This window comes from Paracoccus sp. BR5-17 (assembly GCF_055693925.1).
This window is the reverse complement of the sequence record NZ_JBVFUV010000003.1, coordinates 1,759,705-1,776,834: the sequence shown is the minus strand read 5'-3', so window position 1 is coordinate 1,776,834 and position 17,130 is coordinate 1,759,705. Positions and strand designations below refer to the sequence as shown.

Genomic DNA, 17,130 nt, shown 5'->3' with positions numbered 1-17,130 from the left:
TGTTTGACTGGCGGACAACCGAATGGCGCGGCCCCAGGGACGGGCCGCGCGCGACATGGCCGATGAGGGATGGATGAGCGGACTTCTGGCACTTCTGGACGATGTGGCATCCATCTCGAAGGTCGCTGCGGCATCCATCGACGACGTGACCGGGCAGGCCGTCAAGGCCGGGGCCAAGGCCGCCGGCGCGGTGATCGACGACGCTGCCGTGACGCCGAAATACGTCCACGGCTTCGATGCCAGCCGGGAGATCCCCATCGTCTGGAAGATCGCGCGGGGTTCGCTGTTCAACAAGCTGGTGATCCTGCTGCCGGTGGCGCTGCTGCTGTCCGCCTTCGCGCCCTGGGCCATCTCGCCGCTGCTGATGCTGGGCGGGGCCTATCTGTGCTTCGAGGGGGCGGAAAAGGTCGCTCACGCGCTGGGTTATGGCGACAAGCACGACAGCGAACACCATGTCCACCCCGACAGCGATGGCGCCGCGCTCGAGGAAGCCCGGGTCGCCGGTGCGATCAAGACCGACTTCATCCTGTCGGCCGAGATCATGACCATTGCCCTGTCCACCATTCCGGCCGATGACTCGCTGTGGATGCGCGCGCTGATCCTGGCGATGGTGGCGGTGGTCATCACCGGCGCCGTCTATGGCTTCGTGGCGCTGATCGTGAAGGCCGATGACGTGGGCGTGTCGCTGGCCAGGCGGCAGAACGGGCTGTCCTCGGCGCTGGGGCGCGGGATCGTCAAGGTGATGCCGGGCTTCATGAGGGTGCTGACCATCGTCGGCACCGCGGCGATGATCTGGGTGGGCGGCCAGATCGTGCTGCACGGGTTCGCGGAACTGGGCTGGTCCGGGCCCTATGACTGGATCCACCACCAGGCCGAGGCCGCGGCCCATGCCGTGCCGCAGGCGACGGGCGCCGTGGCCTGGCTGGTCACCGCCTTCTTCGACGGCATCTTCGGGCTGGTCCTGGGCATGATCCTGATCCCGGTCGCCCAGTACGTCGTCAACCCGCTGCTGCAGGCGACCGTGGCCCTGCTGATGGCCCGCCTGCGCGGAGCCTGACGCAATCCCTTCACGGCAACGGCATGAAATGTCGTTGCCGCGGCGGTCTTCCGGCAAGATTGACCATTCGATCAAAGGGTGTCACCTTCCCGTCATCAGGATGTCGCGGACGCGTCATCCGGGTCCGCTAGGCCCGGCGCGAACCGCAACTCCACAAGGGGAGGAAAATCGTGAAAAGACTGTTCGCAACGTCCACCGTGGCGCTGATCGCCTCGTTGTCTGCCGCGCAGGCCCAGACCGAAATCCAGTGGTGGCACGCCATGGGCGGGGAACTGGGCGCGAAGCTCGAGGAGATCACCCAGGGCTTCAACGACAGCCAGGACGAATACCGGATCGTGCCGTCCTACAAGGGCACCTATCCCGAAACGATGACGGCGGCCATCGCGGCCTTTCGCGCCGGCGAACAGCCCGCCATCGTCCAGGTGTTCGAGGTCGGCACCGGCACCATGATGGCCGCCAAGGGCGCCATCGTTCCCGTCCACGAAATGATGCAGAGCTACGGCGCCAGCTTCGATCCGCAGGCCTATCTGCCGGCTGTGGTCGGCTATTACACCGACACCGACGGCAACATGCTGTCGCTGCCCTTCAACAGCTCCACACCCATCGTCTATTACAACAAGACCCTGTTCGAAAAAGCCGGCCTGGACCCCGAAAGCCCGCCCAAGACCTGGGCCGAGCTTGAGGAGTTCAGCAACACGATCCGCGAATCCGGCGCGGCCGACTGCGGCTTCACGACCCAGTGGATCAGCTGGATCCAGACCGAGAACCTGTCGGCCTGGCACAACCAGCCCATCGGCACCGAACAGAACGGCTTCGGCGGGCCATCCGCCCGCCTGACGCTGAACGGGCCGGTCCAGGTCAAGCACTGGGAAAACCTCAAGCGCCTGTCCGACGAGGGCATCTTCAAGTATGGCGGCCCGGTGGGCGGCGACAACGCGGCGCCGATGTTCTATTCCCAGGACTGCGCGATGTTCATGGCCAGCTCCGCCAGCCGCGCGGGCGTGATCGCCAACGCCACCGACTTCGAGGTGGGCTACGGGATGCTGCCCTATTACGACGATGTCGAGGGCGCGCCGCAGAACTCGATCATCGGCGGGGCCTCGCTCTGGGTGCTGTCGGGCCGCCCCGAGGAAGAATATGCAGGCGTCGCCAGGTTCTTCGAATACCTGTCCTCGCCCGAGGTTCAGGCCGACTGGGCGTCCTTCTCGGGCTATCTGCCGATCACGCAGGCGGCGATGGACCAGATGGCCGACTTCTATGCCGAAAACCCCGGCGCCGATACCGGCATCAGGCAGATCACGCTGAACGAGCCGACCGAGAACTCGAAAGGGCTGCGCTTCGGCAACTATGTCCAGATCCGCGGCATCATCGACGAGGAGTTCGAGCAGCTTCTGTCGGGGTCCAAGGACGCCCAGGCCGCGCTTGACAGCGTGGTGGAACGCGGCAACGCCCTGCTTGCCGAGTTCGAGGCCCAGAACCAGTAAAGATCACCGGGGCCGCGCGCGGGCGCGGCCCCGGGCCATTGGACAAGGCGGGCCGGATGAAGCGCACCCTATTTCGTAACCAGTTGCTGCCCTGGCTGCTGCTGGGCCCGCAGCTGGCGATCACCTTCATCTTCTTCCTGTGGCCTGCCGCGCAGGCGGTGCGGCAAAGCTTCCTGCGCCAGGACGCCTTTGGCATCAACACCACCTTCGTGGGCCTGGCGAATTTCGAGGCGCTGTGGAACAGCCCGGAATACCTGAACTCGCTGCAGGTCACGGCGGTCTTTGCCGTGCTGGTCACGGTGCTGTCGATGGCCACGGCGCTGCTGCTGGCGGTGGCCGTGGACCGGATGATCCGGTCCACCAGCGTCTATACCACGCTGCTGGTCTGGCCCTATGCGGTGGCCCCGGCGGTGGCGGGGATCCTGTGGTGGTTCATCTTCAACCCGACCATCGGCGTGATGCCCTATTTCCTGGAGATGATCGGCTATGACTGGAACCACATCAGTTCCAAGACCGACGCCATGACCCTGGTGGTGATCGCCTCGGCCTGGAAGCAGATCAGCTACAACTTCCTGTTCTTCGTGGCGGGCCTGCAATCGGTGCCGGCATCGCTGCGCGAGGCGGCCGCCATCGACGGCGCGGGCCCGGTGCGCCGCTTCTTCGACATCACCCTGCCGCTCTTGTCGCCGACGACCTTCTTCCTGCTGGTGGTCAACATCGTCTATGCCATGTTCGACACCTTCGGCGTCATCGACGCCACCACCGAGGGCGGCCCCGCCCAGGCCACCAACATCCTGGTCTACAAAGTCTATTTCGACGGCTTCGTGGGCCAGAACATGGGAAGTTCGGCCGCGCAATCGGTGATCCTGATGCTGATCGTCATCGCGCTGACGGTGGTCCAGTTCCGCTACGTGGAAAAGAAGGTGGCCTACTGATGATCGAGAACCGCCCCGGCCTGAACCTTCTGGCGCATCTGGTGCTGATGCTGGGCGTCGTCATCGTCGCCCTGCCCGTCTGGGTGGCCTTCGTGGCCTCGACCCACGGCGCGACCGACTTCATGTCGGGCACGATCCCGCTATGGCCGGGGCCGCATCTGCTGGAAAACTATGGCCAGATGCTGGGCGCCGGCGTATCGACCAGCGGCACGCCCCCGGTCGGCACGATGATGCTGAACAGCCTCATCATGGCGCTGCTCATCGCCTGCGGCAAGATCGCCATTTCCATCACCTCGGCCTTCGCCATCGTCTATTTCCGCTTTCCGCTGCGCAACCTGGCCTTCTGGTGCATCTTCATCACCCTGATGCTGCCGGTCGAGGTGCGGATCGTGCCGACCTTCCAGGTGGTGGCCGACCTGGGGATGCTGAACAGCTATGCCGGCCTGTCGATCCCGCTGATCGCCTCGGCCACGGCGACCTTCCTGTTCCGCCAGGTCTTCCTGACCATCCCCGACGAACTGACCGAGGCCGCGCGCATCGACGGCGCCGGACCCATGAAGTTCTTCCGCGACATCCTGCTGCCCCTGTCGCGCACCAATATCGCCGCGCTGTTCGTGATCCTGTTCATCTATGGCTGGAACCAGTATCTGTGGCCGCTGCTCATCACCACCAGCAGCGACTATTACACCATCGTCGCGGGCATCAAGCGCATGGCGGATGCCGTGGACGGGCTGCCGCAATGGCATCTGGTGATGGCCACGGCGATGCTGGCGATGGTGCCGCCGGTCGCGGTGGTGATCGGGATGCAGCGCCTGTTCGTCAAAGGTCTTGTCGAGACGGAGAAATAACAGCAGATGGCCTCAATCATGCTCGACAAGGTCGGCAAGATCTATGCCGGCGGCACGCGCGCCGTGGGCGACGTGGACATCGACATCGCCGACGGCGAATTCATCGTGCTGGTCGGCCCATCAGGCTGCGGCAAGTCCACGCTGCTGCGCATGGTGGCGGGGCTGGAATCCATCACCGAAGGCACCGTGCGCATCGGCGACCGCGTGGTGAACCAGGTCGAGCCCGCCGATCGCGACATCGCCATGGTGTTCCAGAACTATGCGCTGTATCCGCACATGTCGGTGCGCCAGAACCTTGCCTACGGCCTGAAGAACCGCCGCACGCCGCGCGCGGAAATCGACCGCCGCGTGGCCGAGGCCGCGGCGATCCTGCAGATCGGCCCCTATCTGGACCGCAAGCCGCGCGCCCTGTCGGGCGGGCAGCGCCAGCGCGTAGCGATGGGCCGGGCGATCGTGCGCGAACCGGCCGCCTTCCTGTTCGACGAGCCGCTGTCGAACCTGGACGCCAAGCTGCGCGTGACCATGCGGCTCGAGATCAAGGAGCTGCAGCGGCGGCTGGGCACCACCTCGATCTACGTGACGCACGACCAGCTCGAGGCGATGACGCTGGCCGACCGCCTGGTGGTCCTGAACGGCGGGCGGATCGAACAGATCGGCACGCCGCTGGAGGTGTATCGGAAGCCCGCCTCGACCTTCGTGGCCAGCTTCATCGGCAGCCCGGCGATGAACCTCATCAGCAGCCGCGCCGTGCCCTATCTGCCGGGCATCGCCCATGCCGGCACCGTCGGCATCCGCCCCGAGGATCTGGCGGTCAGCCCCGACGGCCCGATCCAGATGGAGGTTCTGGCGGTCGAGGAACTGGGGGCGCAACGGCTGGTCCACGGCCAGACCGGCGGCGAGCGGCTGACGGTGACGATGCCCTCGGGCGCCGAACTGTCGGACAACCTCCGCCTGGCCTACCGGCCGGGATCGCTGCACCTGTTCCACGCCGATACCGGGCGCCGCATCGCCTGATGTTCTAGTTTTGTTCCGGTGCTTCGCATGGTAGCATGAGGCGAGTTTCCAGAAAGGGATTCGCCTCATGTGCTTTTCGCTGAACGGCTCGCAGCACCATCCCCTTGCCTGCATCGTGCCGCCCTACATGCTGCGGGTGCTGGCCCTGCGCGGCGATCCCGGCACGGCCGAGATGGCCCGGACCCTGCTGAAGCAGACCGAGAAGCTGCGCGACGAACGGGCCGAACTGACGCGTGCCGGCCTGCCCCCGGCGCAGCCGCTGGGCGGGCCTTTCGCTGCCTCTCCGGTCAGCCCGGCCACGGATCTGTGCTGCCCCGATCGCCGCATCCATGACGGCCAGTTCCGCGCTGCCTTGCCCGGCAGGCTGGTCAGGTCGGAAGGCGACGGCCCCACCGGCATCGCCGACGCCGACACCGCCTATGACGCCGCGGGCCGGGTCTTTTCGCTGTTCGCGGAGGAATACGGCCGCAATTCCCTGGACGGAGAGGGGATGCCGCTGGTCGCCACGGTCCATCACCGGCGCAACTACAACAACGCCTTCTGGAACGGCGAACAGATGGCCTACGGCACCGGCGACGGCAAGATCTTCCGCACCTTCCTGGAATTGTCGGTAATCGGGCACGAGATGGCGCATGGCGTGATCCAGCATTCCGGCGGGCTGATCTACGAAAACCAGTCCGGCGCGCTGAACGAAAGCATCGCCGATGTCTTCGGCTCGCTGGCGCTGCAGCGCGCCCTGGGCCAGGAGGTGCATCAGGCCGACTGGCTGGTGGGCCGCGGCATCCTGGGCCCCGGCATCAACGGCGCCGGGCTGCGCAGCATGAAGGCGCCGGGCACCGCCTATGCCGACGACCTGCTGGGCCAGGATCCGCAGCCCTGGCACATGGATCACTTCGTGACCACGCCCGACGACAATGGCGGGGTTCACATCAATTCGGGCATCCCCAACCACGCCTTCTATCTGTTCTGCGCCTATCTGGGGGGCAGGGCGTGGGAGTTGCCGGGCCGGATCTGGTACCGCGCGCTGCAGACGCTGAACAACCCGATGGCCAGCTTTTCGGACTGGGCGGATCAGACGATGGACGCGGCCATCGAACTGGCGGGGCGCGGCAGCATCCAGACGGTCATGCTGCGCCGCGCCTGGAAACTTGTCGGAATCGCGATCTAGGCCTAGATTCCCCGCAGCAGCGGGGGACCTAGGCCATGATCATCGAAATCGCGGCGCAGGGCGGCTTTGGCGGCATCACCGCCGCGCGTCTGCACAAGACCATCGACGTCTCGGACCAGCCCGAACAGATGCGTCAGGAACTGTGCCAGGCCTTCGGGCCCGACGAACTTGCCCGGCTTGCCAGCCAGCCCTGCGGCGACTGCGCCGACCGGATGATCTATCGCATCACCGTGACCGAGGACCGCGAAAGCCGCAGCTTCACCCTGCAGGAACAGCAGATCCCGCCCGACATGCTGGATCTGATCGACCAGATGTAGAAAGGCGGCGCCGCCGGATCGCCTTCGCATCCGGCGGACGCCCGCCCCTCAGTGTTGCGCGTGGGCCCGGTGGCGGCGGTTCCACATGACCGAATGGGCAAAGGCCGTGGCGATGAAGACCGCGCCCAGCAGGCCCGTCACGACTTCGGGCAGGTGCCACATGGTCTGGCCGAACATGATGATCGACAGGATCAGGATCGACCAGAAGGCGCCGTGTTCAAGATAGCGGAACTCGGCCAGGGTGCCGCGTTCGACCAGCATGACGGTCATCGACCGCACATACATCGCGCCGATGCCGAGGCCGATGGCGATCAGGAACAGGTTCTGGGTCAGCGCGAAGGCGCCGATCACGCCGTCGAAACTGAAGGACGCATCCAGCACCTCGAGATAGAGGAACCCGCCCAGGCCCGCCTGCGCGGCGGTGTGCGACGCCTCTTGCGCCTTGCCCCAGCGGTCGATGACATGGCCCAGCGCGTCCACCGCCAGGAAGGTCACGATCCCCCACATGGCGCTGAACATGAACACCTGCTCGTCGCGCACCGGCAGCAGCCAGACGAACAGCAGGATGATGGCCAGGACGAACCCGACCTCCATCCCCCGGACCGAGCCTGCGGCCCGCAGCGCCCTCTCGACCTTGGCGATCCAGTCCACTTCCTTGGACTGGTCGAAGAAGAAGGTCAGCGCCACCAGCATCAGGAAGGCGCCGCCGAAGGCCGCGATGGGCAGATGCGCCTCGGTGATCAGGCGGGAATATTCCTCGGGGTCGGTCGCGGCCAGCTGGATGGCGGCCCAGGGGCCGATCCGGGCGGCGATGACGACGATCAGCAGCGGAAAGATGATCCGCATCCCGAAGACGGCGATCAGGATGCCCCAGGTCAGGAAGCGACGCTGCCAAGCGGGCGTCATCTCCTTGAGCTTGTTGGCGTTGACGATGGCGTTGTCGAAGGACAGCGAGATTTCCAGGATCGCCAGAACCACCGCGATCATCAGAAAGGACAGCATCCCGCCCGTGGTCCCCGTGAACCGATAGCCCAGCCAGGCAGCCAGAACCACCCCAAGAACGGTGACGATCAGCGGCCAGCGCAGATAGGACAAGGACGAGCGCATGAAATCCTCCCGATATGAACGTGTCCCCTTAGTGGCATGACGGGACCCGGGCAAGGGTATTCCCGACATTCCCTTATCCCCACGGGGCGGCGCGCGCCCCTCAAAGCCACCGCTTCCAGCGCAGGACCAGCCAGGTCCCCACGGCCGTCGCCGCCATCAGTGCCAGCGCCAGCGGATAACCCCACCATTCGTCCAGTTCCGGCATGAACTCGAAGTTCATGCCATAGATGCTGGCGATCAGGGTGGGGGCAGGAACAGGGCCGCGACGACCGACAGGATGCGCACGGTGCTGTTCTGTTCCAGGTTGATGAGGCCCAGCGTCGTGTCCACGGCCAAGCTGACGCGCGATCCCAGGAAATCCGCATGGACCTCCAGCGCCTGAACATCGCGGATCTGGCCCTTGACGACGGGGCGCAGGCGGCCCGATTCCGGCTGCTGATCGGCCGTCGAGACATAGAAGGCCAGCATCCGCTGGATCGTCAGCAGCGACAGGCGCACCTGGGCCAGGGCCTCGGCCTCGCGGCCGACGCGGCGCAGCGCGGCCTGCAGCCGGTCGCCCTGCCCCCGCGCCGAAGGCGTCTCGAAGACGGCAAGGGTGGTATCGTCCAGAAGCCGCCCGGAGCCTTCCAGGATGTCGGCCAGCCGGGCGACGATCTCCTCGATCAGGCCGATGAACAGACGGTGCGAGGTGCCGCATCCCAGCGTCGACCGTTCGCCCCGTTCGGGGTAGGTCAGGAAGGGACGCGGGGAATGGTGGCGCACCGTCACCAGGCGCTGCGGGGACAGGATGAAGCTGACCGGCATGGTGACGCGGTTGCCGTCGCCGCGTTCGCCCGGCAGAACCGCGGTCATGTAATCCACGCCCGCTTCGCGATAAAGCCGGTTGGAGATCTCGATTTCCTCCATGTCCGCCAGGGTCGGAACCTCGATGCCCAGGCCGCGCATCCGCGTCATCTCGGCCTCGTCCGGGGCGATCAGGTCGATCCAGATCGCCTCGGACAGCGGTGCGCCCCGGTCCTGGCGGAGGATGCGGCCATCGCGGACGATATAGGAATACATCATGCTAGCTGACCCTTTGCATGACGCCGTGGTAGCCTGCCGGCGGGCAAAGAAAAAGGGCGCCCGTAGGGGCACCCCTGTCCTGCGATGACGGATGGCCGGTCAGAAGGTCCTGCCGCGGAAGTGGTCGTCGATGTTGCGCTCGGCCTCCTCCTTGGTCCAGCCGTATTTTTCCTGCATCCTGCCCACCAGCTGGTCCTTGTTGCCGTCGATCCGGTCCAGGTCGTCGTCGGTCAGGTCGCCCCACTTTTCCTTCAGCGAGCCCTTGGCCTGCTTCCACTGGCCCTTGATGATATCCCAGTTCATGTCTGCCTCCTTGAAGCCACAGTCGGGGGACCAACGGCCCCGACCCGGAGGGGTTCCACCCCGGCGACCTCAGTTCACCCGGTCGTGAGGCTCGCGGCCCTCGGCGAAGGCCACCAGGTTCTCAAGCGCGCGCAGCCCCATGGCGGTGCGGGTGTCGTCGGTGGCGGTGCCCAGATGCGGCATCAGCGTGGCGTTGGGGGCCTCCAGCAGGGCCTGGGAAACCAGCGGCTCGCGTTCATAGACGTCAAGGCCCGCGCCGGCGATGGCGCCGGTGGTCAGCGCCTGGGCCAAGGCGGCCTCGTCCACGACATCGCCGCGCGCGATGTTGACCAGATAGCCCTGCGGCCCAAGCGCCGCCAGCTGCGCCGCCCCGATCAGGTGGCGCGTCGCCGGGCCGCCCGGAACGGCCAGCACGGCGATGTCGGCCTGTTCCAGCAGGGTTTCCAGCGCGGGGATCTGGCGGGCGGGAAAATCCAGGCCCGCGACGGCCGAGCGGTTGAAGAACGCCACCTGCATCCCGAAGCCGAAGTGACAGCGCCGGGCGATGGCCTTGCCAATCCGGCCCATGCCGACGATGCCGACCGTGCGCCCGGTCATGTGCCCGCCCAGGAACTGCGTGGGGTTCCAGCCTGACCATCCGCCCGCGCGCAGGATCCGTTCGCCCTCGCTGGCGCGGCGCATCGTCATCAGCATCAGCATCAGCGCGATGTCGGCGGTGGCGTCGGTCACCACCTCGGGGGTGTTGGTGACGATGACGCCGGCCCCGGCAGCGGCCTGCACGTCGATATGGTTATAGCCGGCACCGAAATTGGCCAGGATCCGGCAGCGCGGCGCCTCGGCGAAGGCGGCGGCGGTGAAGGCGTCGCCCAATGTGGGGATGATCGCGTCGTAGTCGCGCAGGGCGGCGGCGGCCTCGGCCGGGGACAGGGCGCTGTTCTCGCGGAAGGTGGCGTCGAAGCGGTCGCGGATGGCGCGGGTGGCGCGCTGGGTCATCGGGCGGGTCACAAGCAGGCGCATCAGTAAAGCCTTCCACCATCGGGCACATCCAGGTCGGGACGGACCAGCACCACCTCTCCGTCCCGATCGGGAACGCCCAGGACCAGAACCTCGGACCGGAAGGGGCCGATCTGGCGGGGCGGAAAGTTCACCACGCACAGCACCTGCCGGCCCACCAGGCGGTCCGGGTCGTAATGCCGGGTGATCTGGGCCGAGGACTTGCGTTCCCCCAGATCCCCCACGTCCAGCCACAGCTTGATCGCCGGCTTGCGCGCCTCGGGGAAGGGTTCGGCGCGGGTGATGGTGGCCACGCGGATATCCACCTTCAGGAAATCGTCAAAGCCGATGGTCATTGTCCCCGCCCCAGTTCGCGGCCCCGTTCTGCAGCGGCGGCGATCGTTCGCGCCATCAGCGGCGGCAGGCCGGTGTCGGGGTCCATCAGCACCCTCAGACCCGCGGCGGTCGTCCCGCCCGGAGAGGTGACGTTTTCCCGCAGGACCGCCGGATCCTCGTCGGCGTGGATGGCCAGGGCCCCTGCCCCTGCCACGGTCGCGCGCGCCAGTTCCAGGGACAGCGCCGCCGGCAGGCCCTGCGCCTCGCCGGCTTGCGCCATGGCCTCGATCATGTGGAAGACATAGGCGGGGCCGCTGCCCGACAGCGCCGTGACGGCGTCCATCTGCCCCTCGTGGTCCAGCCGCACCACCCGGCCCACGGCGGCCATCAGCGCCTGGGCCAGATCCAGATGCGCCCCGGTCGCCAGGCGGTTGCCGATCATCGCGCTGACGCCCTGCCCGATGGCGGCGGGCGTGTTCGGCATCACGCGGATGACGGGCGCGCCGGGAAAGGCGGCCTCGAAGGTGGCGATCGTGGTGCCCGCCGCGACCGACAGCACCAGCGTGTCCGACAGCGTCGGCACATGGCCCAGGGCCTCGGCCATCATCTGCGGCTTGACGGCCAGAACCAGGACGGCGGGATCTGCGGGCGGCTGCGCGTTCAGGCGCAGGCCCTTGTCCTGCCATTCAGGCTGGATCCGCGGGTCGATCACGGTGATCGAAGCGGGTTCCAGCCCCCGCGCCAGCCAGCCCCGCAGCATTGCGCCGCCCATCCGCCCGCAGCCGACCAGCACCAGGCCGCGTCTGTTGATCCTGTCGAAATCGCCCATCCGGCCCCCCATCCCCGCCGGGGCCTGTGCCCCTCATGCCCGTCCGTAGGCCTCGCCCATGGCGATGTCCAGAGCGGCGGCAGGGCTGCTGTTGCCCCAGGCAACCAGCTGGAAGGACGGATAGAACCGTTCGCAGCCCATCAGCGCGTTGCCGATCATCTGGTCCACCTGCCGGGCCGAGGCAAGGACATCGCCGCCCAGCACCAGCCCATAGCGCCAGACCATCAGCCGTTGCTTGGACCAGTAGGTGAAGCCGCCATCCCAGACCTGGTCGTTGGCCAGGTTCAACGTCTCGTAGATCATCGGCAGCCGGTCCGCAGGCGGATCGAGGTCGAACGAGCAGATCAGGCGCAGCACCTCCTCGTGGCCGGACCAGGCAAGGGTCAGCGCATAGCGCCGCCACTGGCCGTCCACCGACATCACGATCTGGTCGTCGGCCAGGCGGTCGAACTGCCAGTCGTGGTGGGACGCCACCGCCTCGACAATGTCGATGGGATGAATCTCATCGTTCGGAATCAACGCTTCCGCTTGTGCCATGCCTGCTTCCTCAGTCGGGAGCGATTCTGCCGCCGCTTACCCTTGGTCGTGCCCCAACAGGCGGGTTGTTGGCCCGACTGTCCGACAACCCATCGTCGGTCGGATTCCGGCTTCTGTAAAGCACAATCTGTTGAAACAGTTACCGTCCGGTTTTGGTTCCCCAACCCGTGGCAGGAACACGGCGCCGATCCCGACTGGATCACGAACTGGCCGCGGCAACGGCTTGGCATTCCGGCCTTCACGATGCCGCCGCGGCACCCCGGCCGATCCTCGCCAGGCACAAACAGGGATGACCCGAAGGGCAAGCCGTGCCATGCTTATGCCTGCACAAGTTTGCCCCAGCCGGCCCAAGGCGGCTTTCACACAGGGCGGCATCCTTGCAAGGCGCGCGCTTGATGGCGCTAACGCCCTTCGGAGGAGAGACCATGACACCCATCGAACCCGTTTTCGGAACCGCCACGCTGCTGCTGATCGCGGTCGCGGCGATCCTTCTGCTGCTGTTCCTCATCATGCGGCTGAAGATGCACGCCTTCATCGCCCTGGTGCTGGTCAGCCTTGCCACCGCCCTGGTTTCCGGGATCCCCATGGGCGAGGTGATGAACGTCCTTCTGCAGGGCTTCGGCAGCACGCTGGCCTCGGTCGCGCTGCTGGTGGGCTTTGGCGCGATGATCGGCCGCCTGCTCGAGGTGACGGGCGGCGCGCAGGTGCTGGCCGACCGCCTGATCGCGCGGTTCGGCGAAAAGCGGGCGCCGCTGGCGCTGGGGGTCGCGTCGCTGCTGTTCGGCTTTCCGATCTTCTTCGACGCGGGCCTTGTGGTGATGCTGCCCATCATATTCAGCGTCGCCCTGCGCTTCGGCGGATCGGTGCTGCTTTACGCGCTGCCCGCGGCCGGCGCCTTCGCGGTCATGCACGCCTTCGTGCCGCCTCATCCCGGGCCGGTCGCGGCGGGCGACCTGCTGGGGGCGGACATCGGGCTGCTGCTGATCGTGGGCGTGATCGTCGCGATCCCGACCTGGTATCTGGGCAGCTACCTGTTCGGGCTGTGGGCCGGCAAGCGGTTCGTCATTCCGGTGCCCGCGATCCTGGGGGCCGAGACCTCGACCGAGGCGGGCGGGCCGGTGCCGGCCTTCGGCCAAGTCATGCTGATCCTGCTGTTGCCGCTGGGGCTGATCTTTCTCAACACCGGGCTGAACACGCTTGCCACCACGGGGATTGTGGACGGCGAAGCCGGTTGGGTGGCGGTCCTGCGCCTGGTGGGCCAGACGCCCGTGGCGCTGCTGATTACGCTGCTGGTTGCCATGTCGATCCTGGGCCGCGGCCGCACCCGCAGCGAGATCGAAAAGATCGTGGACCGCGCCCTGGGCCCGATCTGCGCGATCATCCTGGTGACGGGCGCGGGCGGCATGTTCGGCGGCGTGCTGCGCGCCAGCGGCATGGGCCAGGCGCTTGCCGGCAGCCTCGAGGCGGTGGGCCTGCCGCTGATCGTCGCGGCCTTCGTCATCTCGACCGCGCTGCGCGTGGCGCAGGGCTCGGCCACGGTCGCGCTGACCACCACCGCCGGCCTGATCGCGCCGACGGTGGCGGCGACCACGGGTCTTTCGGAACTGGACCGCTGCTTTCTGGTCATCGCCATCGCCGGCGGCGCGACCGTTCTCAGCCACTTCAACGATTCGGGGTTCTGGCTGGTCGGCCGCTTCCTGAACATGGACGAAAAGACCACGCTGAAGACCTGGACCGTGATGGAGACGCTGCTGGGCAGCATCGGCTTCGGCTTTGCCCTGCTGGGGTGGTGGCTTCTGTGAGCCCGCTCCAGCACGTCGTCGTCATGGGCGTGTCGGGCAGTGGCAAGACCACCACCGGCACCGCCCTGGCCGCGCAGATGGGCTGGCCCTTCGTCGAGGGCGACAGCTTCCACCCCCGAGAACGTCCGCAAGATGGCCGAGGGGATCGCGCTGAACGACCAGGACCGCCACCCCTGGCTGCACGCCCTGGCCGACCAGATCGCCGCCAGCGAGGCTCGCGGGCAATCCTCGGTGCTGGGCTGCTCGGCGCTCAAGCGCGCCTATCGCGACATCCTGCGCAGCGGCGCGCCGCGCGTCCGGTTCCTGCATATCCACGGCCCGCGCGACCTGCTGGCGGAACGCCTGACCCACCGGGCGGGCCATTTCTTCCCGCCGAAGCTGCTGGAGTCGCAACTGGCCACGCTGGAACCCTTGGCACCCGACGAGGACGGCGCCGTGGTCGATCTGGCCCTGCCGGTGTCCGAACAGGTGCGGGCGGCGGTGCGGTTGCTGGGGCTGAAGTGAGCCACCACCTGCGATTGTGCAGCATTATTGAACACTGAAGACAGCATTCATGGCCTAATCCCGGCATTTCAGGGGCTTATATCTGTGACATCGAAACGACAGAAGAACTGAGAGATTACCATGAAACGTATTGCAACTGTCATGACCGCCCTGATCCTTGCCACCGGCGCCGCCCAGGCCGCCAGCTACAACGCGGGCAACGCCGATGCGGACATGCCGACCGCCCCTGTCAAGGCCGAACGCACCGTGACCGTGCCCGCGGCCGAGGTGCTGTCCTCCAAGGAACTCGAGCGCGCGGGCATTGCCCCCGACGCCGAACTGGTCGTCAGCGACTTCACGGCGCCCGGTCCCCGTTCGACCTATACCCGCTGATCCGCGACAGTCGCGACCCGAACCGCCCCCTCATCGGGGCGGTTTTCCTTTGCATGGCGCAGGGCAAGGTGGTGGGCATGGATATCAACGTCTTCCGCACCTTTGTCAGCGTCATCGACGAGGGCAGCTTCTCGGCCGCGGCGCAGCGCATGGGCATTTCCCGCAGCCTGTGCAGCAAGCATATCGCCGATCTCGAGGCCGAGGTCGGCGTCCGGCTGCTGACCCGGACCACCCGCAAGGTCACGCCGACGGCCGTCGGCCTGTCCTACTGCCAGGCGCTGCGCGATGTGCTGGCGCGTCTGGACGAGGCGACCGAGGCAGTCAAGGCCACCTCGGGGAACCTGTCGGGCAGCCTCAAGATCGGCAGCCCGATCCTGTACACGCTGAAGGTGCTGCAGCCGCATCTTCTGGACTTCATGGAACGCCACCGCGACGTGCATCTGCAGATCGTGCTGGACGACGGCACCAACGACATCGTGGCCGAGGGTTTCGACGCGGTGATCCGCATCGGCAATCTCAAGGATTCGACGCTGCACGCCCGGCGTCTGCACGCGGTCCGCATCATGCTGGTGGCCGCGCCCGACTATCTGGCGCGCAACGGCCGCCCGGAGGTCCCGGCCGATCTTCTGCGCCACGACTGCCTGCATTACACCAACCTGCCCGGCAACCTGACCTGGCCGCTGCGCCGGGGCAGCCGGACCATCCGCCAGCCGGTGCGGCCGGTCTTCTTCAGCAACAACACCGAGCTGCTGCACTCCATGGCGCTGAACGGCAGGGGTCTTGCGCTGCTGCCGGAATTCGTCGTCCGCGACGGCATCGAGACCGGGCGGCTTGAGGTGGTGATGGGCGAATACGCCCTGCCGGACCTGCCGGTGAACCTGGTCTATCCGTCGGGCAAGCTGATGACGGGGGCGATGCGCAGCTTCCTGGATTTCGCGGTCAAGCTGCGGCTTGGATGAAGGAAAGGCGCCCGATGGGCGCCTTCCGGCTGACGGGCGCGACGCCTCAGCAGCTGTAATACATCGCGTATTCGATGGGGTGGGGGGTATGCTCGTAGGCATAGACCTCTTCCCACTTCAGCTTGATGTAGGCGTCAAGCTGGTCGCGGGTGAAGACATCGCCCTGCAGCAGGAAGTCCATGTCCTTCTCAAGCTCCTCCAGCGCCTCGCGCAGGCTGCCGCAGACGGTCGGGATCTCGGCAAGTTCCTCGGGCGGCAGGTCATAGAGATCCTTGTCCGAGGCGGGGCCCGGGTCGATCCGGTTCTTGATGCCGTCCAGGCCCGCCATCAGCAGCGCCGCGAAGGCCAGATAGGGGTTGGCCGAGGGATCGGGGAACCGCGCCTCGACCCGCTTGGCCTTGGGCGATTCCGTCCACGGAATCCGCACGCAGCCCGACCGGTTGCGGGCCGAATAGGCCCGCAGCACGGGGGCCTCGAAGCCGGGGATCAGCCGCTTGTAGCTGTTGGTCGAGGGGTTGGTCAGCGCGTTCAGCGCCTTGGCGTGCTTCAGGATGCCGCCGATGAAATACAGCGCCTCTTGGCTGAGATCGGCGTATTTGTCGCCGGAAAACAGCGGTTTGCCGTCCTTCCAGATCGACATGTTCACGTGCATCCCCGACCCGTTGTCGCCCTTCATGGGCTTGGGCATGAAGGTCACGGACTTGCCATAGGCATGGGCCACGTTATGGATGACGTACTTGTATTTCTGGATGTTGTCGGCCTGCTCGGTCAGCCCGCCGAAGATCAGCCCCAGTTCGTGCTGGCCGCTGGCGACCTCGTGGTGGTGCTTGTCCACCCTCATGCCCATGCGCTTCATGGTGGACAGCATCTCGCCGCGGATGTCCTGGCCGGCGTCGATCGGGTTGACCGGGAAATAGCCGCCCTTGTGCGCCGCCCGGTGGCCCTGGTTGCCCATCTCGTATTCGGTGTCGGTGTTCCAGGCCGCATCGACCGAGTCGATCTGGTAGGACACCTTCTGCGGCGTCACCTGATAGCGCACATCGTCGAAGATGAAGAACTCGGCCTCGGGGCCGAAATAGGCCGCATCGCCGATGCCCGAGGATTTCAGATAGGCCTCGGCCTTGACCGCGGTGCCGCGGGGGTCGCGGGCATAGGCCTCGCCGGTGTCGGGCTCGACCACGTTGCAATGCACGCAGAGGGTCTTTTCGGCATAGAACGGATCCAGATAGGCCGAGGCCGGGTCCGGCATCAGCTTCATGTCGGACTGGTCGATCGACTTCCAGCCGGCGATCGAGCTGCCGTCGAACATGAAGCCTTCCTCGAAGAAGTCCTCGTCGATCAGATCGACATCCAGCGTCACATGCTGAAGCTTGCCCTTGGGATCGGTGAAGCGGACATCGACATAGGCGACCTCCTCATCCTTCAGCAGCTTCAAAACGTCGTTGACGGTCATTTCTTCCCTTTCTGCGTCGATGCGGCCCGGTCATCCAGCCGGGCGCGATA

20 protein-coding genes are annotated in these 17,130 nt (G+C 66.5%); 11 read left to right on the top strand and 9 right to left on the bottom strand.

Annotated elements, in window-relative coordinates; translation table 11 throughout:
- Positions 1-73: 73 nt before the first annotated feature.
- From ACZ1HC_RS10250 to ACZ1HC_RS10220, 7 genes are all read left to right on the top strand, one after another.
- Positions 74-1,057: a DUF808 domain-containing protein gene (locus ACZ1HC_RS10250; RefSeq protein ID WP_472699886.1), complete on the top strand. Its 984-nt coding sequence runs from the start codon at positions 74-76 to the stop codon at positions 1,055-1,057.
- 170 nt (positions 1,058-1,227) lie between these two features.
- Positions 1,228-2,541, top strand: a complete 1,314-nt coding sequence (ugpB, locus tag ACZ1HC_RS10245; RefSeq protein ID WP_472699885.1) for a sn-glycerol-3-phosphate ABC transporter substrate-binding protein UgpB — start codon at positions 1,228-1,230, stop codon at positions 2,539-2,541.
- A gap of 56 nt (positions 2,542-2,597) precedes the next feature.
- Complete coding sequence (gene ugpA, locus ACZ1HC_RS10240) at positions 2,598-3,476, top strand: sn-glycerol-3-phosphate ABC transporter permease UgpA (RefSeq protein WP_472699884.1); 879 nt, start codon at positions 2,598-2,600, stop codon at positions 3,474-3,476.
- The gene (ugpE, locus tag ACZ1HC_RS10235; protein WP_472699883.1) at positions 3,476-4,324 is read left to right on the top strand and encodes a sn-glycerol-3-phosphate ABC transporter permease UgpE; all 849 of its coding nucleotides are present in this window, start codon (positions 3,476-3,478) and stop codon (positions 4,322-4,324) included. The genes ugpA and ugpE overlap by 1 nt, the downstream gene beginning before the upstream one ends.
- Before the next feature lie 6 nt (positions 4,325-4,330).
- Positions 4,331-5,338 carry a sn-glycerol-3-phosphate import ATP-binding protein UgpC gene (locus ACZ1HC_RS10230; protein WP_472699882.1) on the top strand — a complete coding sequence of 336 codons (1,008 nt, stop codon included), beginning with the start codon at positions 4,331-4,333 and terminating at the stop codon, positions 5,336-5,338.
- A gap of 67 nt (positions 5,339-5,405) precedes the next feature.
- A complete protein-coding gene (locus tag ACZ1HC_RS10225; RefSeq protein ID WP_472699881.1) occupies positions 5,406-6,506 on the top strand; it encodes a M4 family metallopeptidase in 1,101 nt (366 codons plus the stop codon).
- Positions 6,507-6,541: 35 nt separating this feature from the next.
- Complete coding sequence (locus ACZ1HC_RS10220) at positions 6,542-6,823, top strand: protealysin inhibitor emfourin (protein ID WP_472699880.1); 282 nt, start codon at positions 6,542-6,544, stop codon at positions 6,821-6,823.
- A gap of 48 nt (positions 6,824-6,871) precedes the next feature.
- On the opposite strand, the gene ACZ1HC_RS10215 is transcribed toward ACZ1HC_RS10220, so the two are convergent.
- The 8 genes from ACZ1HC_RS10215 to ACZ1HC_RS10180 all read right to left on the bottom strand — a co-directional run bounded on the left by ACZ1HC_RS10215 (position 6,872) and on the right by ACZ1HC_RS10180 (position 11,990).
- Positions 6,872-7,930 carry a DUF475 domain-containing protein gene (locus tag ACZ1HC_RS10215; RefSeq protein ID WP_472699879.1) on the bottom strand — a complete coding sequence of 353 codons (1,059 nt, stop codon included), beginning with the start codon at positions 7,928-7,930 and terminating at the stop codon, positions 6,872-6,874.
- Between the two features lie 100 nt (positions 7,931-8,030).
- Positions 8,031-8,150 (bottom strand): CorA family divalent cation transporter, encoded by a 120-nt coding sequence (locus ACZ1HC_RS10210; RefSeq protein WP_472699878.1) that lies wholly within the window; start codon positions 8,148-8,150, stop codon positions 8,031-8,033.
- Between the two features lie 17 nt (positions 8,151-8,167).
- On the bottom strand, positions 8,168-8,992 hold the full coding sequence (locus ACZ1HC_RS10205; protein WP_472699877.1) for a CorA family divalent cation transporter: 825 nt from the start codon (positions 8,990-8,992) through the stop codon (positions 8,168-8,170).
- 99 nt (positions 8,993-9,091) lie between these two features.
- Positions 9,092-9,295: a CsbD family protein gene (locus ACZ1HC_RS10200; protein ID WP_472699876.1), complete on the bottom strand. Its 204-nt coding sequence runs from the start codon at positions 9,293-9,295 to the stop codon at positions 9,092-9,094.
- A gap of 69 nt (positions 9,296-9,364) precedes the next feature.
- Positions 9,365-10,312, bottom strand: coding sequence for a 2-hydroxyacid dehydrogenase (locus ACZ1HC_RS10195; RefSeq protein WP_472699875.1), 948 nt, complete (start codon positions 10,310-10,312; stop codon positions 9,365-9,367).
- Entirely contained in the window at positions 10,312-10,644 is a 333-nt protein-coding gene (locus ACZ1HC_RS10190) for a tRNA-binding protein (RefSeq protein ID WP_472699874.1), read from the bottom strand. Before ACZ1HC_RS10190 ends, ACZ1HC_RS10195 begins: the two co-directional genes overlap by 1 nt.
- Positions 10,641-11,453, bottom strand: a complete 813-nt coding sequence (gene proC, locus ACZ1HC_RS10185; RefSeq protein ID WP_472699873.1) for a pyrroline-5-carboxylate reductase — start codon at positions 11,451-11,453, stop codon at positions 10,641-10,643. The genes ACZ1HC_RS10190 and proC overlap by 4 nt, the downstream gene beginning before the upstream one ends.
- 33 nt (positions 11,454-11,486) lie before the next feature.
- Complete coding sequence (locus tag ACZ1HC_RS10180) at positions 11,487-11,990, bottom strand: type III secretion system chaperone family protein (RefSeq protein WP_472699872.1); 504 nt, start codon at positions 11,988-11,990, stop codon at positions 11,487-11,489.
- 425 nt (positions 11,991-12,415) lie between these two features.
- Here ACZ1HC_RS10180 and ACZ1HC_RS10175 point away from each other — a divergent pair, with 425 nt between their 5' ends.
- The 4 genes from ACZ1HC_RS10175 (at position 12,416) to ACZ1HC_RS10160 (ending at position 15,627) form a co-directional block, all read left to right on the top strand.
- Positions 12,416-13,792, top strand: coding sequence for a GntP family permease (locus ACZ1HC_RS10175; protein ID WP_472699871.1), 1,377 nt, complete (start codon positions 12,416-12,418; stop codon positions 13,790-13,792).
- Positions 13,793-13,924: 132 nt separating this feature from the next.
- The gene (locus tag ACZ1HC_RS10170) at positions 13,925-14,296 is read left to right on the top strand and encodes a gluconokinase (RefSeq protein WP_472699870.1); all 372 of its coding nucleotides are present in this window, start codon (positions 13,925-13,927) and stop codon (positions 14,294-14,296) included.
- 141 nt (positions 14,297-14,437) lie between these two features.
- Entirely contained in the window at positions 14,438-14,668 is a 231-nt protein-coding gene (locus ACZ1HC_RS10165) for a hypothetical protein (RefSeq protein ID WP_472699869.1), read from the top strand.
- 77 nt (positions 14,669-14,745) lie between these two features.
- Positions 14,746-15,627, top strand: a complete 882-nt coding sequence (locus tag ACZ1HC_RS10160; RefSeq protein WP_472699868.1) for a LysR family transcriptional regulator — start codon at positions 14,746-14,748, stop codon at positions 15,625-15,627.
- A gap of 46 nt (positions 15,628-15,673) precedes the next feature.
- Here the strand turns inward: ACZ1HC_RS10160 and glnA are convergent, their stop codons facing one another.
- Positions 15,674-17,080, bottom strand: a complete 1,407-nt coding sequence (glnA, locus tag ACZ1HC_RS10155) for a type I glutamate--ammonia ligase (RefSeq protein ID WP_472699867.1) — start codon at positions 17,078-17,080, stop codon at positions 15,674-15,676.
- Positions 17,081-17,130: the final 50 nt, after the last annotated feature.